This is a genomic window from Pontibacter flavimaris, from assembly GCF_001907195.1.
Classification (GTDB): domain Bacteria; phylum Bacteroidota; class Bacteroidia; order Cytophagales; family Hymenobacteraceae; genus Pontibacter; species Pontibacter flavimaris.
The window spans coordinates 1-22496 of record NZ_LVWA01000008.1 but is presented as its reverse complement, the minus strand read 5'-3'; the positions used below and the strand labels follow the sequence as shown (position 1 = coordinate 22496).

20 protein-coding genes and 1 pseudogene are annotated in these 22496 nt (G+C 45.4%); 6 read left to right on the top strand and 15 right to left on the bottom strand.

Annotated features, from left to right (window positions below):
- The first annotated feature begins 9 nt into the window (after window positions 1–9).
- Window positions 10–2259, top strand: coding sequence for a hypothetical protein (locus tag A3841_RS13455; RefSeq protein ID WP_139307967.1), 2250 nt, complete (start codon window positions 10–12; stop codon window positions 2257–2259).
- A 60-nt stretch (window positions 2260–2319) separates the two neighbouring features.
- On the opposite strand, the gene A3841_RS13450 is transcribed toward A3841_RS13455, so the two are convergent.
- Together A3841_RS13450 and A3841_RS13445 are read right to left on the bottom strand one after the other, a co-directional pair.
- On the bottom strand, window positions 2320–2640 hold the full coding sequence (locus A3841_RS13450) for a hypothetical protein (protein ID WP_073852866.1): 321 nt from the start codon (window positions 2638–2640) through the stop codon (window positions 2320–2322).
- Between the two features lie 262 nt (window positions 2641–2902).
- Entirely contained in the window at window positions 2903–3583 is a 681-nt protein-coding gene (locus tag A3841_RS13445; RefSeq protein WP_073852865.1) for a recombinase family protein, read from the bottom strand.
- Between the two features lie 242 nt (window positions 3584–3825).
- On the opposite strand from A3841_RS13445, the gene A3841_RS13440 reads away from it, so the two are divergent.
- A complete protein-coding gene (locus A3841_RS13440; protein WP_073852864.1) occupies window positions 3826–4461 on the top strand; it encodes a DUF4145 domain-containing protein in 636 nt (211 codons plus the stop codon).
- Between the two features lie 92 nt (window positions 4462–4553).
- On the opposite strand, the gene A3841_RS13435 is transcribed toward A3841_RS13440, so the two are convergent.
- The 3 genes from A3841_RS13435 to A3841_RS13425 form a co-directional block, all read right to left on the bottom strand.
- Entirely contained in the window at window positions 4554–5279 is a 726-nt protein-coding gene (locus A3841_RS13435; protein WP_073852863.1) for a hypothetical protein, read from the bottom strand.
- Between the two features lie 741 nt (window positions 5280–6020).
- Complete coding sequence (locus tag A3841_RS13430; protein ID WP_139307966.1) at window positions 6021–6467, bottom strand: hypothetical protein; 447 nt, start codon at window positions 6465–6467, stop codon at window positions 6021–6023.
- 523 nt (window positions 6468–6990) lie between these two features.
- Window positions 6991–8019 carry a DnaB-like helicase C-terminal domain-containing protein gene (locus tag A3841_RS13425; RefSeq protein WP_073852861.1) on the bottom strand — a complete coding sequence of 343 codons (1029 nt, stop codon included), beginning with the start codon at window positions 8017–8019 and terminating at the stop codon, window positions 6991–6993.
- 414 nt (window positions 8020–8433) lie between these two features.
- Here A3841_RS13425 and A3841_RS20730 point away from each other — a divergent pair, with 414 nt between their 5' ends.
- Together A3841_RS20730 and A3841_RS20845 are read left to right on the top strand one after the other, a co-directional pair.
- Window positions 8434–8640 (top strand): tyrosine-type recombinase/integrase, encoded by a 207-nt coding sequence (locus tag A3841_RS20730; RefSeq protein WP_317042493.1) that lies wholly within the window; start codon window positions 8434–8436, stop codon window positions 8638–8640.
- Window positions 8641–8880: 240 nt separating this feature from the next.
- Window positions 8881–9147, top strand: coding sequence for a helix-turn-helix domain-containing protein (locus tag A3841_RS20845; RefSeq protein WP_073852860.1), 267 nt, complete (start codon window positions 8881–8883; stop codon window positions 9145–9147).
- Between the two features lie 621 nt (window positions 9148–9768).
- Here A3841_RS20845 and A3841_RS13410 read toward each other — a convergent pair.
- Both A3841_RS13410 and A3841_RS20840 read right to left on the bottom strand, forming a co-directional pair.
- Complete coding sequence (locus tag A3841_RS13410) at window positions 9769–10746, bottom strand: sugar phosphate isomerase/epimerase family protein (RefSeq protein ID WP_073852859.1); 978 nt, start codon at window positions 10744–10746, stop codon at window positions 9769–9771.
- Between the two features lie 696 nt (window positions 10747–11442).
- A complete protein-coding gene (locus A3841_RS20840; RefSeq protein WP_394332894.1) occupies window positions 11443–11538 on the bottom strand; it encodes a DUF4113 domain-containing protein in 96 nt (31 codons plus the stop codon).
- 696 nt (window positions 11539–12234) lie between these two features.
- On the opposite strand from A3841_RS20840, the gene A3841_RS13395 reads away from it, so the two are divergent.
- Window positions 12235–13407 carry an MFS transporter gene (locus tag A3841_RS13395; RefSeq protein WP_073852856.1) on the top strand — a complete coding sequence of 391 codons (1173 nt, stop codon included), beginning with the start codon at window positions 12235–12237 and terminating at the stop codon, window positions 13405–13407.
- A 14-nt stretch (window positions 13408–13421) separates the two neighbouring features.
- Here the strand turns inward: A3841_RS13395 and A3841_RS13390 are convergent, their stop codons facing one another.
- From A3841_RS13390 to A3841_RS13360, 8 genes are all read right to left on the bottom strand, one after another.
- Window positions 13422–14612 (bottom strand): amidohydrolase family protein, encoded by a 1191-nt coding sequence (locus A3841_RS13390; protein WP_235861414.1) that lies wholly within the window; start codon window positions 14610–14612, stop codon window positions 13422–13424.
- 482 nt (window positions 14613–15094) lie between these two features.
- Window positions 15095–16393, bottom strand: coding sequence for a PQQ-dependent sugar dehydrogenase (locus A3841_RS13385; RefSeq protein ID WP_073852854.1), 1299 nt, complete (start codon window positions 16391–16393; stop codon window positions 15095–15097).
- Window positions 16394–16444: 51 nt separating this feature from the next.
- Window positions 16445–17683 carry a DcaP family trimeric outer membrane transporter gene (locus A3841_RS13380; protein WP_073852853.1) on the bottom strand — a complete coding sequence of 413 codons (1239 nt, stop codon included), beginning with the start codon at window positions 17681–17683 and terminating at the stop codon, window positions 16445–16447.
- Window positions 17684–18111: 428 nt separating this feature from the next.
- On the bottom strand, window positions 18112–19491 hold the full coding sequence (locus tag A3841_RS13375; RefSeq protein ID WP_235861413.1) for an FAD-dependent oxidoreductase: 1380 nt from the start codon (window positions 19489–19491) through the stop codon (window positions 18112–18114).
- Window positions 19492–19775: 284 nt separating this feature from the next.
- Entirely contained in the window at window positions 19776–20282 is a 507-nt protein-coding gene (locus A3841_RS20790; protein WP_206073102.1) for a VOC family protein, read from the bottom strand.
- A gap of 352 nt (window positions 20283–20634) precedes the next feature.
- Window positions 20635–21300, bottom strand: a complete 666-nt coding sequence (locus tag A3841_RS13365; RefSeq protein ID WP_262502598.1) for a Y-family DNA polymerase — start codon at window positions 21298–21300, stop codon at window positions 20635–20637.
- Window positions 21301–21305: 5 nt separating this feature from the next.
- Window positions 21306–21545: a Y-family DNA polymerase gene (locus tag A3841_RS20725; RefSeq protein WP_262502597.1), complete on the bottom strand. Its 240-nt coding sequence runs from the start codon at window positions 21543–21545 to the stop codon at window positions 21306–21308.
- On the bottom strand, window positions 21542–21736 hold the full coding sequence (locus A3841_RS13360) for a hypothetical protein (RefSeq protein WP_073852851.1): 195 nt from the start codon (window positions 21734–21736) through the stop codon (window positions 21542–21544). The genes A3841_RS20725 and A3841_RS13360 overlap by 4 nt, the downstream gene beginning before the upstream one ends.
- A gap of 450 nt (window positions 21737–22186) precedes the next feature.
- Here A3841_RS13360 and A3841_RS13355 point away from each other — a divergent pair.
- Window positions 22187–22496: pseudogene (locus A3841_RS13355) on the top strand (hypothetical protein); the annotation flags it as partial.

Sequence of the window (22496 nt, the reverse complement as noted above, 5' to 3'; positions counted from 1 at the left end):
GCTCCTCTCATGCATCAATTCTCACCTGCCTCTTTTCCTATACTATCCAAAGGGATAGATGAAATGGAGCAGGTAAGATTTGAAATTAAGGTAGTAGACCATGGCAGCGGTCCATTAAAGAAGTTTGCCACCAATGCAGAGAAGCATGTAGGGAAAGCGTCTAAGGTTTTTGCCAGTCTACAAAAGACAGTAAATGCCTCTAACAGAGGTATAGGCACCCTCAGCAAGTCCATGGATAAGCTGGGCAATAAAGGGGACCTAAAACTAAATAAAGAGCTTAAGCAGGCCAATGGCCAAATGGATAGGCTGGTTAGCAAAGCCAGCAAATATGCCAGGGTTTTAAGTACAGCCTCCACTCCTAAGGCAGGCTTTACACCTCCTACCCCTAGAGGTGGTATGATGCGTGGTAATAGCTCAGGAGGTGGCATGGGTCTTAAGGGGGCTGCAGGCCTATTAGGTGGTATTTTTGCCCTAGACCAAATGAGGTTATTTGGAGGAGGTGTGGTAGAGACTACAGCCACATTCCAAAAGTTTGAGGCAGTACTTACTAATACTTTCCAGAGTGCTACCAGAGCTAAGAGTGCTATGGCAATGATACAGGACTTTGCCAGTAAAACTCCATTTGCTGTAGATGAGCTTAGTGGCTCCTTTGTAAAACTGGCTAACCGTGGCTTTGCACCTACAGAGGACCAAATGAGAAAGCTGGGGGACTTAGCCAGTTCTGTAGGTAAGGATTTCGACATGCTTACAGAAGCAATGCTCGATGCGGAGGTTTTTGAGAATGAAAGGCTTAAGGAGTTTGGCATTAAAGGTAAGGATAATAAAGATGGTACCATGACCTATACCTTTAAGGGTCAAGACACTACTATTAAGAAAGATGCTAAGGCCATACGGGAGTATATACTTTCTCTAGGAGATATGGTGGGTGTGCAGGGCTCTATGGCTGCAATCTCTAAAACCTTAGGAGGCAGGCTATCAAACCTAGGAGATAATTTCACTAAGCTACAAAAGGTAATTGGCCAAAATTCAACAGGAGCCTTTACTTTCTTTATTGATAGTGGAAATAAAGCCATAGACTTTTTCATAGAGTTCTTTACCAAGATTAGCCCACTTAAACAGGCTCTCTCAGGTATAGGCTCTGCTCTTAGTCCTGTAGGGGCTGCAATATCTAATGCTGCTAATCAGTTTAGTCTATTTAAGGGTAAGGGCACAGCTGCAGAAAAGACTATAGCCCTGCTTACGCTGGGTGTAAAAACTATCACCCCACCCCTCAGATTAGTCAGCAACATCATAGCCTCTACGATAGGCTTTATATCAAAGTATAGAACAGAATTAGGATATACTGTAGCCACCTTAGGGGCCGTGTTTGCGGCTCACAAGGCCCTAACTTTCATACAGACTATTACCAGTATGGTAAAGGCTGGTACGGTGGCCACTAAGGCAGCCTCACTGGCTACTAAAGGCTGGGCATGGGCTCAGAACCTCTTAAATAAAGCGTTCTTAACCTCGCCTCTGGGTATTACCATAGGGGTAATTTTTGCGGTTGGAGGGGCAATTCTGTGGGCGTGGAATAAATTTGAGGGCTTTAGAGGAGGTATACTTGGTGTATGGGAAGTCCTTAAGGCCTTTGGAGCTGGGGTGGTAGATGTATTCAAAAACATACCCCAGACCATAGAAAACATCTTTAAGGGTATAGCCTCATTCTTTGGCAAGCAGATACAGCCTCTATTTGAGCTTATTAATGCAGTAAAGCAAGGTAACTGGCTGAAGGCCGCTAAGGCTGGGGGTAAATTCCTGTTTAATATGAGCCCTGCAGGTGTGGTTATCAATGGTACCAAAGCAGCTGGGCAGGCTATCAAAGAAAAGACAGCACCCCACTTTAAAAGAGGGCAGGAAAAAGCTAAGAATGGTGGAGGTACTATAGATTGGTCTGGATTGATGGGCAACTTCACACTACCAGACTTTAGTAAAATGGCAGGCTCTACAGCAAGCTCTAGTGATTACTACGGTAGTGAAGAGAGCGGAGGGGCTGGTATTGGAGGCTCAGGCAGTGAGGCTGAAAAGGAGGCCAGAGTAAAGGACTATAGACGAGAAGGCTCTAAGACTGGGGGCCTAGAAATAAATGTAGAAAACTTATTTTCAATCAAGACTGAAACTTTACTTAGGAGCCTAGGTAATGATGGGCTGGCCATACGTGATATTTTGACTAAAGAATTACTCGCAGTAGTAAAAGATGTTTCTGTTTCCTACGGGTCTTAATTTTTACTAAATGAGGCAGGGGGCCTCTCCTATCCCAATAATGGCCCCCTCCTCTTTATTTTATAGCCTCTGCAGGTAGCTTAGGCTGCAGGCTGGCCATGGTGGCAGTATTCGACCCTCTATCACTTGCTCCACATCATTTACAGGAATAGCGCCACCTATACTATCAATACCAATACCATACTTAGCTTTTTTAAGTATCCTCTTCTGGTAGGCTTTCATTCCCTCATCGTAAGGCAATTCATTTATTTCACGTTCTTTTGTCAGATACAATCTCCAGCCAATAAAGCCGCTATCTCCTATCAAATCTGGGTGTAAAAACATCTTAACAAAGGTATTCTTTACCTCATGGCTTTTCTGTGTAAAAGTGTGGTTCTCCATATTGTGTAGTTTTTAAATTCTGTGGTGGTATGATGCTTTTGTATATGCTTTTAGTAAAAATTCAAACCTCAAAAATGGGGTCGGGGTAGGAGCCAGAAAAAAGGCCTATTGAGTTTCCAAAAACAGACTCCATATTAGAGGGGGGGGTGGCTACCCCATGTAAAATGCTTTTCAAAACTTGAAAAACGGGCTCTGTAATATATTTACCCCTAGTGCCGTAAAGGGGGTGGGGGGTCTTTTTTTTGAGAGGTGGGGGGGTAGGTTAAGCCCCTATCTCCTCTGGCTGGGTTGCTCTCTTATAAAGCTTATGTACACTACTGACCCCAAATGCTTTACCCTGAGATGTAACATAGCCTAACTCATTTAGCTTATCTACTATCTCCCTAAATGACTTACCCTCTTTCTTTTCACCTAGTATTACATGAATAGCCTGCTTATTCTCTTTACTATTTAGGGCCTTACTTCTACGTACCTCCAGCCCCTTTAGCCTTGCCTCCTTTGTAAGGTTAGCGGGGGTGCCTAACTTGATGCCATGTGCTTTTTTAGCATGTAGGGCAGCTTTAGTGCGTTGGCTTATAAGCTCTGCCTCATGCTGAGCCATGGAGGCAAATACGCCAATAGTAAGAGTATTAGCATCTGGCATATCTACACATATAAAGTCTACCCCACTATCTCTCAGAGTAAAGATAAAGGCTGCATTACGGCTCAGCCTGTCCAGCTTAGCTATTACTAAGGTGCTGCCTGTAGCTTTGGCCTTAGTTATGGCAGCCTGCAGCTGTGAGCGCTTATTTTTCTTACCAGACTCCACCTCCGTAAACTCTTCTATAATACAGTCCTCACATTTCGCAAAGGTTCTCACAGAGGCTTTCTGCGCCTCCAGTCCTAAGCCAGACTTTTCCTGTTTTGTGGTACTTACTCTGTAGTAGGCTATATACTTTTTCATGTGCTTTTATATTATGGAACAAATATATATACTACTGTTCACTTTTACAAACGGTGTACACTTTTTTAAAGGTTATTTTTCTTGTACACTCTTTTAAACGTCCGTTTGTATAGGTGAACAATATAGAAAAAGTGGCTAATAACTGACCCTCCACCTTTAGAAAAGCTTATATTTGAATAACATACTAGGTATGGCAATTCATTAAAATTAATAAGTTCCTAAAATCTATTAACTATTACTGTATGATACCCTATGTCCCACCAGCACATAAAAAAACTGGATTTAACTGTCCCCATTGTGGAGCCTTTGCAAATCAAAGATGGAGTGAAGCTTTTTATAGGTTTGAGGTGGGTACCTTAAATATTATATCTGGGCTAAATTATGCCGCTTGTTCACACTGCCAAAAATTTACCTTGTGGTTAAATGAAAAGTTGATAATTCCCTCCACAGGTGGCGCTCCTATGCCTAATAACGATTTACCAGAGGAAATTAAAGCAGATTATGAGGAGGCAAGAGCAATATTGAATAGGTCTCCTAGGGGTGCAGCTGCATTGCTGAGACTATGTATTCAGAAACTGTGTAAACATTTAGGAGAGGAGGGTAAAAACATAAACACTGATATAGGCAACCTTGTAAAGAAAGGGCTACCTCCTAGAATACAGCAATCATTAGATATAGTAAGGGTAATAGGAAATAATGCAGTACACCCAGGACAAATCAATTTAAATGACGATATGGAGACTGCAGCTAAACTATTTCTACTGGTAAACATTGTAGCAGATGTTATGATTACCCAGCCTAATGAGATAGATAAGCTATTTAATTCTCTACCCCCAAACCAGTTAGAGGGTATAGCGGCAAGGGATAAACAAAAATAAAATGGCTGTAAAGCTTTATATACTTTGATAGTAACGCTATAAATGCAAAAGCCACCTCTAGGGTGGCTTTTATTATTTTAGGGAGCACAACACTAAAGAAACTCCAGCTCATTAGGCTCCTCTTGTGCCTCCATCACTGACCCGTCTGTAAATATTACCATAGCTGTCTGCCACTCATATTTGAGGTCTTTTGCAGATACCCCTTTAACTTTTACATTATCTGAATCATATGAATTATAGTCGTAATAAATCTCATCATTTATTGACTTACCTACGGCCATGGGGTTTTCTACCTCTATACCATAGCGGCCTATTACCTCTCCAAAGGTATTATACACCAGAAAGCCACCTTTGATAGCCTTAATATCTTTGCCGCTGTTATTCTGGATAAGATATTTAAACATTTGCTGCTCTCTAATACCGTAGGAGTCTGTATAGAAGTCTTTACCAGTAACTTTAAAAGCCACTACTTTATTAAGTTTGGTCTGAGAGTTTTTCCACTCCGCTACCTTTTTCTCATACAGGGCTTTTTTCTCAGCTTGTGCCTTTTCCTCCTTTACCCTCTCTGTCTTAAATTCATCTAGGACTTGGCGATAGGTTTTATTAGTTATCTCCTTTTCTGCACCCATCATTTTACCAAATCCTACCCCTAGAGCTAAGGTGGCAAAGTCAAGGCTATCATAGTCGCTAGAGTGCTCTGCCTGTATCTCTTTTAAATCCTCTGCAAAGGTCTCTGTACTAATTTTCCTGTCAAGAGTGTCTGTACAGGATGACAGTAAAATAGCGCCTGCAGATAAAGCTAGTATAAGTTTCTTCATGCCTATTAAGTTTTATAGCTTGTAATATTATATTACCCAAATATAGTGGTTTTCATATAAAATTAAAGCCTAACAGGGTAAATTTATATGCAACTGGGAGAGCTCCAGCCAGTCTAAAATGAGGGTACAAATGGCCAAAACTTTATAAAGTGGCATGTATATATATATGGCATTGCGGCCCCTCAGTTTTTGCCCCTTTTATATCATGTTTTTCTAATGAATTGCTAATAAATGGGCCTAAAATCATCTATTCTGGGAGTGTTTTAGGTAGGCTTTTGACCTTAATTATATTAGTCTCTGGAACATGACAATTAATACCACACTGGCACTCTATTAGCCTATCATCTTTTTTCTATTAGTGAGCTATTACAGCTTTGACCACTCCTTAGGCTTTGTGGCTGCAATGGGGCCAGCTGGTAAGGCTTTCTAATGACACACTACTATATGAGTACTAAAACAAAAAAGCCTCTAAAAGAGGCTCATTTGCGGTTATATGAAAGAAGTTTATGTAATTAATCTTGTTGCCCTTGGTTTACTAGGCGTAACAGCTCTTGATGTGGCACTACCCATAGTAAAGGCCTTATTACATCTCTAGTTGCCTTTATGCGCCCTGTATTTATATAGTAGCGTAATGTTTGGCAGTTAATAGGCATACCCTTCTGAGTGAGAGCAGCGCTTAACTGCTTTACTGTATAAAATGCCTGGTCTTGTTGTATGGTTTCCATCATAATACCTCCCTTATTAATTTCTACTATATTTCTTTACCAGTTTCTCCAGCTCGTGTGCTGGGATGACAAACCTGCCAAAGTTATCTTGCTTATATTCCAGCCTGCCAGTAATAATAAAATTAGTAATATTGCCCTCATCGAAATCTATTCCACTTTCGCTAAGGTGGTAGAGGAGACCATGGATAGAATAATGACCGGCCTCAATAGGCTCTATCTTTTTATTTGTGTTTTGTCTTATGCGTTTAAGCATATCGTCTTTGGATATGTACCACTTGCCATCCTCATATTTGGCATCATAAGAGCCTATCATCATTCCATTACCCACTGACTCAACTGTGGTGGGTATCCCCTTTTCACTGAGTATCATTACATATTTTAGCAGTGGCAGGTACTCTTTTTCTCTCTCTGTCATTTTCTCCATCATCTTTAAGTTTATCACTGTTATAAATCTATTTCCCATTAATATCTAAGTCTAAATAGGGTTGTTTTAGGCTTAAGGCAGGCTACCCCTTAATGAGCTTTAGGCAGAGCTAACGCTACAGGGGTAGCCATACTTAATACTTGTTTTGAGTATCAAGGCTGCCAGACACAAAGGCCGAAGATTCTGACAGTTTGCTATGTAACACGCTAATGACCATTGTGCCCCTCCCTCCATAGCTTTGCTGAGTTGTCCCGTGGAAACCTCTTGGACGTAAGACTGAAAGCGAGCGTACGTAGTCACACCGACAACCTCCAGAATGTAAAACTAGAGGCTTAAAACAGTCCTCTAGTTATTACAAAAGAGTATAGGGAATTTTTGAGGCGTTTGGATAAGAATAAATTAAAATAAACATCAAAAAGACGATATTCTTAATATATTGTATTTTTTTTAATTAATAATCATAGATTATCAAAGCTAGATTAATTACCTGCCTAAATTTCTGTACTACCCTTATAAAACAAAAAAGCCCCTTAGAAACTCTAAGGGGCTATAATAAGCAGGATTAAAAGGGTGGCTCCTCATCAAAATTTGAATAAGGGAATCCCCCAGACCCACCACCATCATTCATACGGCTACCTAAGCGTATAGAGGCAGGGGTATCAGCGTCAAAGGTACTGTTAGGGAGAGCGTCAAAGCCAAAACTTTTGAAATCATCCTCCTCATATTCTGCAAACTTTACATATTTATCAATAAATTTTAATTTTAGCCCTTTATCTGGAGCGGTGGTATTCCCATCCCTATTTTTAGCTATAGTAACGGTCACTACTCCTGCTGTGGGCATACCCCAATCATCCTCTGTAAACCCATACTTTTCAGGCCTGTACAAGAGCATAATCATATCAGCCTCATCCTCTATAGAGCCAGAGTCCTTTAGGTCTGCTAAGATGGGTTTTTTACTGGCGTAAGGGTTCTTATTATCTGAGCCCTTATTTAGCTGAGATATAGCTATGATAGGTAAATTTAGCTCTAAGGCTAGAGCTTTCAATTCTCGTACATTATGTGAAACCTCCTGCTCCCTTGTGGCTGTAGCTTTCTTTAGCTCATCTGCTATGGCCAGTCTATGAATATCATCTACTATGATTAGCTTAACCCCATGCTCCTCTACCATTCTTTGTGCATAGTTGGCAAGTTTATTAATAGTTATTTTTTCATCATCTATGTATAGTGGCTTTTCTGTGAGACGATTCACTTCCAGCTCTATTTTAGCCCATTCATAAGCCTCTAGTGGCTTATCACTACAAATTTTATCTAGCTCTATCTCACTCTCAATTGCAAGGAGCCTATTGCATAGCTTTTCACTAGATTGCTCTAATGTAAAAAACAAAACACCCTTATTTTGCGATACTGTCACATTCCTAGTAATATTAAGTACTAAGGCAGATTTACACATGGATGACTTACCAGCTATAATGTAAAGGTTACCTTTCTGGAACCCCCCAGTAAATTCATCTAAAGTTTTAAATCCACTTAGTACCGTATCAGGGTACTTTTTATTAATCTCGAGCTTTTTTATAGCGTCTGTAATATCCATACCTATTATATATATACCTTAATTAGCATCAACTATTTCGGCACAAAATACATAAATTAATTCTAGACTAATAGGGGATTATAGAAAGTGCATAGATTTGGGCACCAGATGTACCTTGGCAAGCTTAGAATTTATATATAATACTAATTTTCAACCAGTTATACTAAATCTGTACTTTCTGCATCGGTAAGTAGGATCCCTAAATGAGCCAATATTACAACAAACCAAAAGCCTGATTACACTTGATAATCAGGCTTTTTTGCGTCTTCGCCTTATTGCTAAGCAAAAACAATATTCTTAAGTTTATATTGGTGTTGCACCTCGGCTGTACCAAAAAAACAGTATTTATACCTCAGCACTGAAAACGAAAGTTTATTTGACTTATTTAACTCTAACGATACTTAATAACTCTATCTGCATTTAAAAGCAATATTTCAGGACTTATCGTATTCTGCCCAAAACAATACGCTTTTACGGGACTGGGTAAAGGCAGCAGGCATCACAAAATACGTCACCTTTCACGGTTTCAGGCACACCTATGCCACGCTGCAGCTTTCACACGGAACAGACATCTACACCGTCTCAAAACTGCTGGGACACCGGGAGTTAAAGACCACATAGATCTATGTCAAGGTGATAGATCGTTCGAAGCGGGAAGCGGCCAATCGAATCATCCTTAAGCTTAAGTGATAGCTCATGAGATCTGCAGGTAATCCCAAATCATTCATGTTGTGCTTTGTTCTACACTTTAATGAAAAATAAGTATAGAATATCTAACGTTTGAAAAACTTCCTCAGGCAGTGCGTGAGCCGCATTGAGCAGCTTCTCCTGGAAAGATAGGCTCCCGAGAAGGAGGAGAAAATGCTTACTGTCGCGCAGGCTGCAGCGTTCCTCAAGCTTTCTGTGGGTACGGTTTATTTAAAAGTAAGTAACAAGGAAATCCCAGTCAACAAGAGAGGTATTCGCCTCTACTTTTATGAGTCCGAACAGGCACAGGCGGTAAAGGGGATTCTAAAGCAAAACTCTGGTATCAGAATTTGCCCCCTCACCAAATTATACTCCTTTTCTAATCCAGAAACAGGGTTTAATATTAAAAAAATCAAGCCATTAATATTCTCCATTGTGTAATAGTTTAGACAGGGCTAATCCCCGCTACCCTAAAAGTCCAAAGTGGCGGTATGGGTAGAAGGAATTAGAAGGCAAACTCTATCTGAGTTACAGACGCAAGAAGCATGTTATGAAAGGCAGTCGGTATCATTTGTAATCCATATGGCTTAAATACTTACCTCAGCCCATGTCATTGTCGTTAGAAGTACTGAGACAGTAAGCAGGCTGATATCAAGAAAAGCTCGGTTAGATTCACCTTTCATGTTGATTGCGCAAAAGGAATTACGGTTACTCCCTGACAGATGCTAACCCTATTTGATGCCAAATGACTCTTCTGTCAAAGTTTTTAAAACATGATGTTTCGTTCCTGCTCTGCGCCTTTAACGGTATGCCTGCTATTCCTTTCGCAGCTATGGTGGTAGCATGGCGGAAAGTTCAATGCCAGAAGTATAGTACTCAAGTACCTGCTCGAAGGTGGCGAAGCGACCGTCATGTAGGTAGAGCGCAGGGAGGGTGGTGTTGCGGAAGGAGCTTGGACTTGACCAGCTTCTTTTGTAGCCATTCACCAGTAGCGACAGCAAAATCGGGTTTATATTTTAAAATGACATCGTAAACCCGGCATTGCTTGCCCCTTCAGAGGCGCTACCTACGGCGGCTGCCTTCTACTTCGCCCAGCCTGGCCCCTACGCGCTGCAGCAGGGCTTTCGTTTTCAGGATGCCCTCTTTTTCCGGCAGGCTCTCCCCCTCATACTCGATGCCGATATAGCCGGTGTAGCCGGCGTCTTTCACAATCTGGAGCATCCTGGTGTAATCGATATCCAGGCAATTGCCTTCCGCGTCAAAGTCAAAGGCCTTGGCGCTTACGCCGGCGGCAAAAGGCATCAGGGTGGCCACGCCTTTGTAGGGGTCGTACTCCTCCAGGCATTTGCCGCCCCAGAAGCCGGGCCCCTCGCGCCGAAGGCACCAGTTGGTAAAATCCGGCAAGGAGCCGACGTAGGGCTGGCCAATCTGCCGCAGCACGTCGGCAAGCCACTCGGCATCCGACGACAGGCCGCCGTGGTTCTCGGTGACCAACTGCAGACCGATCTGGTGGCAGTATTCGCCCAGCCGCCCCAACCCATCCACTACGGCCTCTTTCGCCTCCTGCTTGCTGCCGGCGCCAAAGGCATTGACCCTAATCATGCGGCAGCCCAAGAACCTGGCGGCATCGGCCCAGCGGCTGTGCACCTCCACGGCTTTCAGCCGCTTGCTTTGGTCCGCATCGCCCAGGTCGCTTTCCTCGTCAATCATGATCATGTTGTTAACCACGCCGTAGTCCTGGCTGCGGCGCAGCAGCTGGCGCAGGTACTGCTGGTCGGAGACTTTGTCTTTAAAGAACTGGTTCACGTACTCCACCGCATCTATCTGGTATACTTCGCGGGCCAGCCGCGGGAAGTCCAGTGTGTCTATCTCTTTTTTGAACAGTGACTTGTGCAGCGACCACTGCGCAAGCGAAATCTTAAAGAAAAGCTTTTTGGGTGGCTGCGCGGCAAAGACATCAGGGCCTAAAAGGGAAGCTCCGGCCAGGACGGCGGCGGCACCGCTCAGCTGCTGCAGAAACCTGCGACGATCTGTTGACATTGGCTATAGTTTAAGGTGAGCAATCCGGTAGAAAATGTACTGTAAACTAAGGTAATATACCTGAAAAAGCAAGCGTACCCTCACATGCTCCTGCAGCCTGTTTTACACTTCTTCGTCGCTTCCCATCTCGTAAAGGTCTTCTGCCGGGGCTTCGGTGCTCCACGAGGCCGTGTTTTTACGGGTTCCTCCAAGATCCCGCTTTGTGCAGGAGTAGAAGATCGGGGAATTCAGGCTGGCTCTTTACGAGGGGCCAACACGTGGTCCTTAGTCCTTGGTGTGTGCTGGCTGTGCCTGGTCTTCCATGCTGTGCTGTCCCTTTTATCGGCTAAACTCGGCACAGTCGCCGGCTCGTTTGTATCTCGGGACTGCCGGCATCCGCTGTGGCCCCGCTGGGGTTTCCCAGTAGCAATTGCTGCTCCTCCAGGGTCAGTGCCTTCTGTGGCTCGACCTCCGAGCCCTTGCAGCCTGAGAGGACTATGAATAGCAGAAGAAGGTATCGGCAAAAGTGTTTTGTCATAGCTATTGAATGGGTCACAGAATATCTGGCATACGCAACTTTGGAAGCACATCAGCTTGGCATGGGTGCAACCATGTAACGCAGCCTGGGTCAGTTCCGCGTAGGGCAAGACCTCTTTTACGTCACATTGCCTTAATCAGATCCGAGAGACGGATCGTGGTGTAGCAGGGCGAGAGATTCTACTGCCTTAGCCCCCACTTCTGTGCCGTGCTCTGCGCCCCATACTTGAGAGCACTGTGGCCGAAGCGCTCCCGCCAGCTATCCAGCGTCTGCACAAGTTACGCGTGCTTTTCCCTGTCCTCTGTATCCCAACAGACTAGGCTGTACGGAACTGCTGGGCACCAGGTCAAGCAGCAGCAGACCGGTTATACGGTAGCGGAAGCCGGGGCGGTAGATCTCCCTAAGCGCCTTAAGGGCACAGTGGATGAGCTCGGGTTCGGAGTCGTGAAAAGTGTAAACCTGTTGAAGAAGCTAACATTTGATACTGTCAACCTTTATCAGGACAAGACAGTGAAAAGAAAAATACAGGCCTCCATTTCCTGGGTACCCAAAGAAAGATTGTCAATTACAGATTAATACGCACCACCCGCTAGTGAAATATTGAAAGCCATTTGTTTGATTTTTGACGTGTCCATGGACAGATGGGCTCCGTATATATTTGTGATTAACAAATTTCTGTAAACCATCGCTCAAACTGTTAAAAAGAGTGCAGCCTCGACATGGAAAATCCAGAAAAATCGCTGGAAAATTTAAGATACAATCCACTTGAGTGCAGCAGTGCGAAATCTATAGTTTCGCTACAAAGTGATTTGCGTCGCTTCCTGCAGACATGAACTCCTGCAGGCACCAAGGGCAAAAGTGGCTGTAAGATTTTGCACCAAATGATACAACCAGTCTGGAAACAAAGAAGTAGGGTATCTCACTCTATCAGAATTAACAAAATTTAAAAAAGGGCTCTAAAAATAAATCTCATGCACCAACAACAAACTGCTATCAGTGATAATGTGCATTTCCCATGGCTGATCATGGTGTTGATGTCCTCTGTAACATTTGTCGGGATTCTTTCGGAGTTGATGCCTTCGGGCGTTCTCCCGCAAATGATGGCAGAGTTGAACATCAGTGAGGTGCAGGGCGGTAATTTGGTGGGGTATTACGCCATCGCCTCTGCTATTTTCGCGATTCCGCTCGTGTCACTGACCATGCAGTTCAACCGTAAAATTTTGTTACTGGTTTTGCTGGCGGGTTTTGCTGTTTCAAATATTGTGGCGGGCCTCTCCCTACATTACACGGTGATCATATTTCTCCGGATTATTGGCGGCATCTGTGCCGGTGTGATGTGGCCCATGATTGCAGCCTACGGCATGCGCCTGGTTAACGAGGAGCAACACGGCAAGGCCATCGCGGTCATCATGGCGGGAAACACCCTGGGCATCAGCCTGGGGATGCCGATCGTAACTTTTATCGGCAATGAATATGGCTGGCGTACTGAATTTATAGCGCTCGGTATATTTATATTGGCTATTGCCCTGCTGTGCATTTTCGTATTGCCCTCTACGCCGGGAGAGAAACTCACTAAAAGCTCTTCGCCGTTTGCCCTGCTCAAAATTCCGGCGGTTTTAATTGTCCTTTTGCTTACGCTGCTTGGTGTGAGCGCACATTACGGCGTATATGTGTACATCACCAGCCTGGTGGATGAAATAGAACTTGCCGGCGGAATAGAAAGCGCTTTGTTGCTTTTTGGGGCCGGCTCCCTGATCTCTGTCCTGCTGGCCATAAAATACACGGATCTATACCTGAGGCTGCTGACTGTGGCCATGTTTGCCTTGCTGATCGTTTCCATGCTTGTCTTTATACTGTTTGGTGGAACGACAGGTATAGCCCATTTCGCTTTCTTCCTGTGGGGACTTTCATTTGGCCCGCTCGTAACGCTGTTTCAGGCGGCTGTGAGCAGGCAGGTAGAAAGTGCCAAGGACGTAGCCACCTCAGTGCAGTCTTCTGCCTTCAATTTTTCCATTATGCTGGCAACGTCTGGTGCCGGGCTGCTGCTTGGCATTTACTCCCCCATGGTCCTGACTACAATGGCCATCGCCTTGGCTATTCCGGGCCTGCTGATTTCCTTCTTTGCGAAAAAGACCTTGAGCTAACCTTCGGCTCAGGATCAGAGGTCCAACGGAATCTCATATTCCGGTTCTCTGCGACGAAACAGGAATTCGCCGTTGCGAACAGAGGCCAGTACGTCAGCTCTTTGACGGATCGCTTCAAAAGAGGAAGTTTCGTTTAGAACTATAAAGTTGGCTGGCTTACCCTTTTCCAGGCCATACTGGTCTTCCAACATCATGGTTTTGGCACCGTTGTAGGTGATCAGATCAAAAGCCGTTTCCAGTTCATCGTATGAAGCGATGTGGGTTAAGTGGATGCCGTTGTCGAGGATATTCATCAGGTTTCCGTTGCCTAGGGGGTACCAGGGGTCGTTGATGGAGTCTTGCCCGAAACTGACATTGATGCCTTCCCTGAGAAATTCTCTCACCCGGGTCAGGCCACGGCGCTTCGGATAGGTATCCTGGCGGCCCTGCAGGTAGGCATTTTCGGTGGGGCAGGCAATAAAATTCATGCCGTTGGCCTTGAACAAGCCCATCATGCGGTGCGCATACGCATCGTCTGCACTGCCAAATGAACAGGTGTGGCTGGCTGCGGTTCTGTGACCGGCTCCTTCTATCATGGTCAGGGCATTGAGCAGCTCCACGAAACGCGCCATCGGGTCGTCTGTCTCGTCGCAGTGCACGTCAATCATCTTACCAAATTTCATGGCAAGCTCCACCGAGCTGTGCACCGATTTCTCCCCTATCTCCCGGGCCCACTCGAAGTGTGGTATTCCTCCGACACAATCCGCCCCCATCTTCAGGCCTTCCTCCACCAGTTCATAGCCGCCTTTGTAAGCATACATTCCCTCCTGCGGGAAAGACACGATCTGGATGGTGACAGTGTCTTTCAACTCCTCCCGCAACTCAAGCATGACCTGCATGCCTAGGAGTTTTGGGTCCGTTACGTCAATGTGCGTACGGATAAACTGTACACCCTGCGAAACCTCTTCTCGGATGGCGGTCAGTGCCCGTTCCCGGGCATCCTCTTTCGTTTGTGTTTTTTTTATGTCATGCCAGCGCGTGATGCCTTCGAAAAGCGTCCCTGATTTAATCTTGCCACCGTCGTTTCTTCCGGTGTAAACATAATCCAGGTGTAAGTGGGAGTCTACGTAAGGAGGCAAAACCAACTTCCCATTGAGGTCGATTTCCTCCTCACATTTTGGCAGATCAGTCCCAATCTGAGCGATTTTTCCGTCCTCAACCACCATTTCTGTAGCCGAAACGTTGCGATAGAGTTTCGCATTAAAGAATTTCTTTTTCATATTAAACCGATTTTTGAATTTAATATAAAGGTGATTTGTACAACTCAGGTGTTGTAGCAGCGTTATCGGGTGAGGGCAAAAGGCAGAGTGGAGATGGCTCAAGCGTTTTCTACCGAACTAATAAAGCTCCGGTATCTTTGCCATGTTCTAAAGGTTACGCACATTCTCCAGGCTATGTTTTGATCCAAAACCACAACGATAAACAGCTACTTATTAGGAAGGTCGCTTTAGGTTAGGCCTGCTCTAGATCGGTTAACTAATGCAAACCACCTAAGACCTGAGTCCACAGAAATTCTATCATGGCTCCAAGGCGTCTTTATACTATGTCTTTTTGAAATATCCTATGTAACTGAACCACCAATTATTTAAATACATTACCGGATTACCTTCTTATTACCAACTTTTTATAGTACACTTCATGGTCCTTTTTATTTTTTATAACTCACTTTCCAAATAATATTTGCTCCATTTCCATCATCAGCCACGAGCAAAGAACCATCTGCTGCGACGGCCACGCCAACGGGGCGTCCATACACTTCGCTCTTTTCTTCATTGGCAATAAAGCCTGTCAGAAAATCTTCGGCAGCACCTGTCGGTTTTCCATTTGCAAATGGAACAAATACAACTTTATACCCTGAGAACTTAGAGCGGTTCCAGGAGCCATGCTGCCCTACAAAAGCACCGCTTCTGTATTTTTCCGGAAAGTTTTCTTTTGTGTAAAATGTCAGCCCCAGGGATGCGGTATGCGGGCCGAGTGATACATCGGGCTTAATCGATTTTTGAACCAAATCAGGCTTTTGGCCTTTGAAGCGCGGATCTTCGTTTTGTCCCCAATAGGCATAAGGCCAGCCATAGAATCCGCCCTCCTGTACACTGGTCAAATAATCAGGTGGCACATTATCACCCAGTTCATCACGTTCATTTACCGAAGTCCATAATACATTTGTGCCGGGTGCCCAATCCATTCCTACAGGGTTCCTCAGCCCGCTGGCATATACCTTTTTGCCACTTCCGTCTTTATTCACTTCAAGTATCAAGGCCCGCCCTTCTTCTTTATCCAGCCCGTTTTCAGCAATATTTGATGCAGCACCTACTGATATGTAAAACTTATCACCGTTTTTACTGGCAACGACATTTCTTGTCCAGTGTCGTTTGCCTCCAGGTAATGAAACAATCTTTTTCCCCGGATCTTTGATTGAAGTGGCACCTGCAGTGTAGGGGTATTCTATTAAAGCATCGTTGTTGGCTACATAAAATTTGTTATCCAGTATGACCATCCCCAAGGGCATATTCAAACCACTTAGATAAACAGATTTTCTTTCGGCTGTACCGTCTTTGTTGGCATCGCGAAAGAGTAAGATATTATTCGCGCTCTTTTCGTTATCCCCTTGCGATACAAATACATCCCCGTTTGCGGCAACATAGATCCATCGGGGATGTTGAAGTCCTTCTGCAAATCTGGAAACGGTAAAGCCTTCCGGCGCAACAGGTGTTTTACCAGCCGGCCATCCAATTTCCTTGCTTGTTTTTACAACCGATTTGGTAGCATAGGGAGGCGGCAGCGTATCATTTTTGTTTAACTGTGTATCATTATTGTTTAGCAGCGTATCACTGTTGTTTACTAGTTCGCTTTCTGAAGAATCAGGTTTCTGTTTTTCTTCTGCTGTAGGCTTTCCATTGCACGCAACTATAACAAGGGCTGCAATAAAAAAAGATAGGTTTTTCATAATACAGAATTGTTTTAATAATTTTTAAAAATTACTGTTTCCGGCAGTATCTCATTCAGCTGCATTCTCATAAATGGTATGGGAAAAAGTGTATTTGAGCGAAAGCTGTACTTTGACGGCAGAGGACTCAAATCCATCGCTGAAATTATTTCTTTTCCCCCATTGCAGTTCAGCACCCGCCAGGAATTGAGAAAAGGGCTGGTAGAGTAAATTGAGAATGGCATAATGGCCATTTTTGAACGCATTGCCTGCCTGCGCATCTGAGTTGTGAATGCGCACCCTGGAATAGCCCATCGTGCTGCTCCAGGCACTCGTCCATTTATGTTCCAGAAAGGCAAAACCGCCTGCTACCGGTAAGGCAACACCTACCAAAGGCCTGGTGGGATTGTCGAAATTGTTTTCAATGCCAATATCAGCAGCAGCATCGGTTAAATAATTCTGAATGCCCTTGCCATACACCAGTTGTCCCTTGAACCGGGTCCGGGGAGTGAGTTGCTGTGCAGAACTAAGGTTGAAACCCCATCCTATTTCATCTCCACTCAGGTCAATCGGGGCGGGGGTGGTACTTTCCCACCTGATCCATTTTAAGACACCAGCCAGTTCGATATGCCCGTTCCGGGTCACTTTGCGGTATTCGGCTGTAAGATCCGGCACCTTGAACTCGGGCCTTACATTTTGTAGATCGATCCGGTCGGCATATACACCTTCATCCGAAGTGGCGCCAGGCTGTTCCAACCCTATCGCCCAGCGGTTCTGCTCGCCGGCGTTGGTGTACCGCACCTGGATGTTGCGCAGCAATGCCCGACTTGTTGGCGCTCCATAATCCAGGATGTTGGGAAAAACATCGGTATCGGTGAAAGTGTTTTCTGTTTGCCCGACCAAAAACCTCCCCAGCTCTGCATAAGCCCTCCGCAAGTGAAAGGCGGTTTGACCGACATCGGGCCCTGATCCAAAAAGATCGAACTCAAATGTGCCTTTTAATTGGCCCAAAGGAGTCTGCGTCCAGCTATTTACCCCCAACCGTGTTTGCCGAACACTGAAGAATATTCTCCCATCCGGCCCGAATTGATTTTCATATTGGGGAAGTTTGGTGACCCGCATGGCATCAAACCAGTTGGGATCAATCTGGTCAAAATTGTAGCCTATATCTGTCATGATGAAACCGTATACTTCCAGGCCTTTTCCCGGTTTCTGTTCCTGGGCTTTGGCCGGGCTTATCACTAACAGGTAGAGTAGCAGCAACAAGGCCCATTGAGGTTTTATACTTTGCTGAAAGTAGAAATATTTCATTTATACAGAGTTTTAATTCCACTTCATCCACAATGCATTGCGTGACCGCAACTTGTTTTGAACCTGCTAAAACCAACACTTGTATTCCGCTTAAAAACAGGTTGTAGCGAAGCATTGGTATTTAGTATCAGGCGGTTGAATTGCCTGCCACCAACGAAGAGTAACAACAGAACAGTTTTTATTTAAAACTTTCTGCCCATCTCTACTTTTTATGTTGTAAGTAGCTGAATATGAACAAAGGATGAATATATACAGAGGATTATCGCGACAGTGCCGTACCGGAAACAAAGGAAGGGTGAATGCACAATCACAGGCCTAATACCTATACGATTGCTACAAAAAAGGAGTGTAAGTTTCACTAAAACCGAGTCAATTTAAAGTAGATAAAATCCTTTTCTAAAAGTTTGCCATGAAGCTATTCCTTGACATTAAATCAAGGCGTACAGGTCGTTAAAGGCTTCTGTCATGGATGGGTGGGTATAAATGGTATCTCTGACCATCTGGTAGTCCAAGCCGCAGTTGATGGCCACCTGAATGGTATTGATCATTTCATTTGCCCCTGTGCAAAACAGGGTACAGCCTAAAATCTTATTCGTCTTCTTGTCCACCACTGTTTTCAGCAAGCCATGGGTGTCACCCTCTATCCTTGCCCTGACCACACTGGAGGCCGGAAGTCTGGCCACTTTAATCTCATAGCCTTTCTCAAGTGCCTCCCGCTCCCGCAAACCGATGTGCGCCAAGGGAGGTGTAATAAAAACCGAAGAAGCGACCTGGTTTCGCTGTTCAACAGAGGTATAATCTGCCCCAGATAGTTGATCCCGGATGATCCGGAAATCATCCAGGGAAATATAGGTGAACTGAGGCCCCCCGTTGATGTCGCCTATGGCCCAGATGTGGGGGACGTTCGTTTTCAAAGACGCATCTACCTCGATGTAGCCCCTTTTATTTGTTTTTATTCCGGCGGCCTCTAGGTTCAGCTCCTCTGTCATGGGTTTTCTGCCAGTGGCTACCAGAAGAGCCGAGGCCTGCAGGAAGACTGTTTCCCCTGTTTTATCTTTATACTCCACCCTCACTTGATCTCCGTCCGTGTTTTCTACTCTCTGAACATCTGCCGCCGTTACGATGCTTATTCTTTTGCCTGTCAGTACCTTGTGCACTTCATCTGCCACATCCTCATCTTCCTTGGGTAAAAATTCATCAGCGCTGTCCAGCACGGTTACCTCTGCACCGAATTTGGCAAACATATCGGCAAACTCCAGCCCGATGAATCCCCCGCCGATGATGACCAGCTTTTCAGGCAGCTCAGATTGCTCCAGCAAGGAAATACTGGTGTAAACATTTTTGGCGCTGTCTATACCTGGTATGGGCGGTACAAAAGGCTGCGAGCCCGTGTTGATGAAGATCCGGTTGGCTGTGATCCGTTTTTCTTCCTTATTCCGGAGCATCTTTACCAGCACTTCATTAGGTGAAACAAAAGAGGCCTCGCCTGTTATTACTGTTGCGGCAGGTAACTTTTCAATGTTATCGTAATTGAGCTCTCTGAGAAAAGATGTCAGCTCATTTTTCAGACCATACGCCTTTTGGTACGGCATCTTTTCTTCGGCTTTTTTTATCAACGCTTTCGTAGGAATGCAGGCGACATTGATACAGGCCCCGCCATACATTTTATCAGACTTTTCGACCAGGGCAACCTGTTCCCCTCTTTTAGCCAGCCAGGCAGTCAGGGTTTTTCCGCCTTTACCAAAACCAATGATCAGGTTGTCGTAGTGTGGTTTAATCGTCTTTGTCATTTGTTGCGGATTGAGCATAAAGAATGGGCATATAAGTATGACATTGCCACCTGAGGTGCATGAGTGTTGAATCTCAGAAGGGCTATGGCTTCTGCATAATGTCTCTATTTATGGAGCTATCCGTACGATAGAGTTAATTGAATTTAAAATGACTTTATCAGTTAAAATTCGATAAAAGCCTAATCAGGGTGCCTCGCATATGGTCCCTGATTTCTTCAGTAATAACTGTTCACTTCACTCCTTTTATTCTTTAATGAATTCTTTCGTGCTTCTCACCGTATCAATAGGCCGAACCAGTTTTTCTATGTGTGTACGTTTAGGCTCCAGGAAAGGAGGTAGTGACAATTTCTCCCCAGCGTTTCGTAAGGCTCGTCTCCCATGAACCCGGGGCCATCTGTTGCAAGCTCAAATAAAATCTGAGGTGTCACTCTTGTGTACAAGGACTCAAAAAAGTAACGGTTAACATAGCCTGATGTAGGTAAGCCGATGTTGCTCATATGCTCTGTCCATTCGTCTAACACAGCCCGGTCAGCAACGCGAAAAGCTGCATGATGTACCGTGCCAAAACCTTGTTGTGCCTGCCGCAGATCAGGGTTATCTTCAACTATAACCGAGGCCCCGTTTCCTCCTTCACCCATCTCAAATAAGTGGAAGGCCCCTTCCTGCGCAGTCTCCTTAAATAAGAGCACTTTTTCCAGTATCTCCTTAAAGGCATTAAGGTCTGCAACTCGAACGAAAACAGGTCCTAAACCTGTGATGGCATACTTCAGCGAAACCGGACCTTTTTGCCAGGGAATTCCTGCATCCACGCCTTTATTGAACTCATCTGAAATCAGCTGGTATTGTTGATTATCAAAATCAACGAAGGAAAGCGTTTTTTTGCTAAACTGCTCCTTAACGCCTGCGTAGCTTACTTTCAGACGATCAAAGCGCTTTATTCAGTAGTCTAATGCCGCATCCATTGGCACCCGAAGCGAGGTCATCGAGAACTCGTTCGTGCCATGTACCCCTTTCGAAATGCCCGGGAAGTCAAAGAAAGAATACTGCTTAAGACGTGATGAATGCAGTGCGTACATGCCTTCATATTGAGCACAGCTGGAATTGAAATAGGATTTTAATATAACTCAGACTCTTTCCTGTCAGCTTCTAAGGATTTCAACATCAAAAGCTGCTTATCTTAAATTTCACCAGACATTTATACCTGTGATAGCTCCTTAAGAGAGACTGAGCTGGCTTTCTGGATAGAGAGATAGAGCCCACGTGCGTGGTGAGCGCCTCAGCGATCTCCCCTACCTCCAGGATGGCCGTTCCGAAGGAGCGAGAGGTGCAGATGTTCTGCTTTACGGGCGGCACCAGCTCCAGGTCGATGCAGGCCTCGCCCCTTAACTCCCGCACCGTGCGCAGGCCTACTACCGTCAGCTGTTTTTTTGCGAAGGCGTCGGTGACGTTGCGCAAATCCCAGGCCGTGTGCACGCCGTAGCCGGCGAGTTTACGGGCGTAGCGGCTTCCGATTCCCCATACATCGCCCGCCTCCGTACGCTTCAGGGCCGCCTCGATGTGGCGCTCATTGGTAAGCACCAACACCCCGTCCGCCTTCGGGGACTTCTTCGCAAGCCGGTTGGCCACCTTGGTCAGGGTCTTGGTGGGGGCCACGCCCACGGCTACCGGCATGCCCAGCCACTGGCGCACCGTCTCCCGGATTTCCCTGGCATAAGCCAGGAGATCCGTCTTATAAAAGTCTCCCAGGTCCAGGAAGCTCTCATCAATGGAATATACCTCCACGCTGGGGCTGAACTGCGAGAGGGTCTCCACCACGCGGGCCGACATGTCGCCTAGAGCTCATAGTTGGAGGAGAAGACCAGCACCCCCTCCTTTCTGATCAGTTCCCGCAGCTCAAAACAGGGCGTGCCCATCCCGACCCCCAGCGCCTTGGCCTCGCTGGAGCGGGCGATCACGCAGCCGTCGTTGTTACTCAGCACCACCACCGGCCGGCCTTCCAGCGAGGGGTTGAAGACGCGCTCACAACTCATGTAGAAGTTGTTGCAGTCGACAAGGGCAAAAAGCGAAGTCATGTGCCAAAGGTCCTTACCGTGCCCACCACACCCCAGATGCGCTCCGCGTTAAAGCGGTTGTCAGCCTGGGCCTGCTCCAGCAGCCGGGCAGCACGTACCGTGCCCTTCGACTCCATTTTCTTGGTGATGATACTGTAGCGTCTGCACATGGCCAGTCTGTTGCTTTGGTTTTTACAAAAATTGTGGTCCATGGTATCCCTCAACGTAGTTCTTTGTCTTTGTTTAAAGTAGGCATTAAGAAATGCAAGCAGCCAAGAAACCCACTATGTAAGTCAACGGCTATTCTGCGTATGCGTTTTCATCACTTTTTGGTAACCACAACTATAACGATAGGACTGGTGTTTTAGGTGGAGCTATTGTAATCGCGCTGCCTTCCCCTAGCCTCGCCTATTTTAATAGTGATTGAATACAACTACTACCGGAAAAGCTTGCCCGTTCTTCCTCTTCCTTGTTTTTAACGATTATTATTACCGAACTACCAGGCGATTTCTCTTTACATGATCGCGACCGCCAGCACCAGGTTATGTAACGGCCACAGTTACTGGCCTGTCCTTTTTCATCAGGCAGGTCGCCCTACCTACCACGATCTTTCCGGAAATTCTCTATCTTACACTAAACTTCGATCTTATACCTGTAAATACATGAGGGCATCTTTACAACTCCTGTCGTTTGTATTGCTATTGATTTTAAACACCTCCTGCAGCAAATCAGAAAATAGAACCACTACTTCTACTCTGCTCACAGCAGGCCAACAGCCACAAATCGCTGTAGATCCCAAAGGCATTACCCGGGTGGTATATGGCCTGGAGGATAAGATTTACTGCGCCACCTCCAGGGATAACGGGGAAACCTTCGCAGAACCTGTTTTAGTGGGACAACTCAAGGGCTTGTACCTGGGCATGTCCATGGGGCCTCAGATCGCCAGTTCAACTAATTACTCGGTCGTGACCG

Coding starts and splice junctions, on each gene's coding strand:
- A3841_RS13455 (WP_139307967.1), top strand. CDS start 10: ATGCATCAATTCTCACCTGCCTCTTTTCCTATACTATCCAAAGGGATA.
- A3841_RS13450 (WP_073852866.1), bottom strand. CDS start 2,640: ATGGAGAACCACACTTTTACACAGAAAAGCCATGAGGTAAAGAATACC.
- A3841_RS13445 (WP_073852865.1), bottom strand. CDS start 3,583: ATGAAAAAGTATATAGCCTACTACAGAGTAAGTACCACAAAACAGGAA.
- A3841_RS13440 (WP_073852864.1), top strand. CDS start 3,826: ATGATACCCTATGTCCCACCAGCACATAAAAAAACTGGATTTAACTGT.
- A3841_RS13435 (WP_073852863.1), bottom strand. CDS start 5,279: ATGAAGAAACTTATACTAGCTTTATCTGCAGGCGCTATTTTACTGTCA.
- A3841_RS13430 (WP_139307966.1), bottom strand. CDS start 6,467: ATGGGAAATAGATTTATAACAGTGATAAACTTAAAGATGATGGAGAAA.
- A3841_RS13425 (WP_073852861.1), bottom strand. CDS start 8,019: ATGGATATTACAGACGCTATAAAAAAGCTCGAGATTAATAAAAAGTAC.
- A3841_RS20845 (WP_073852860.1), top strand. CDS start 8,881: ATGCTTACTGTCGCGCAGGCTGCAGCGTTCCTCAAGCTTTCTGTGGGT.
- A3841_RS13410 (WP_073852859.1), bottom strand. CDS start 10,746: ATGTCAACAGATCGTCGCAGGTTTCTGCAGCAGCTGAGCGGTGCCGCC.
- A3841_RS13395 (WP_073852856.1), top strand. CDS start 12,235: ATGCACCAACAACAAACTGCTATCAGTGATAATGTGCATTTCCCATGG.
- A3841_RS13390 (WP_235861414.1), bottom strand. CDS start 14,612: ATGGTGGTTGAGGACGGAAAAATCGCTCAGATTGGGACTGATCTGCCA.
- A3841_RS13385 (WP_073852854.1), bottom strand. CDS start 16,393: ATGAAAAACCTATCTTTTTTTATTGCAGCCCTTGTTATAGTTGCGTGC.
- A3841_RS13380 (WP_073852853.1), bottom strand. CDS start 17,683: ATGAAATATTTCTACTTTCAGCAAAGTATAAAACCTCAATGGGCCTTG.
- A3841_RS13375 (WP_235861413.1), bottom strand. CDS start 19,491: ATGCTCAATCCGCAACAAATGACAAAGACGATTAAACCACACTACGAC.
- A3841_RS13365 (WP_262502598.1), bottom strand. CDS start 21,300: ATGTCGGCCCGCGTGGTGGAGACCCTCTCGCAGTTCAGCCCCAGCGTG.
- A3841_RS20725 (WP_262502597.1), bottom strand. CDS start 21,545: ATGACTTCGCTTTTTGCCCTTGTCGACTGCAACAACTTCTACATGAGT.
- A3841_RS13360 (WP_073852851.1), bottom strand. CDS start 21,736: ATGGACCACAATTTTTGTAAAAACCAAAGCAACAGACTGGCCATGTGC.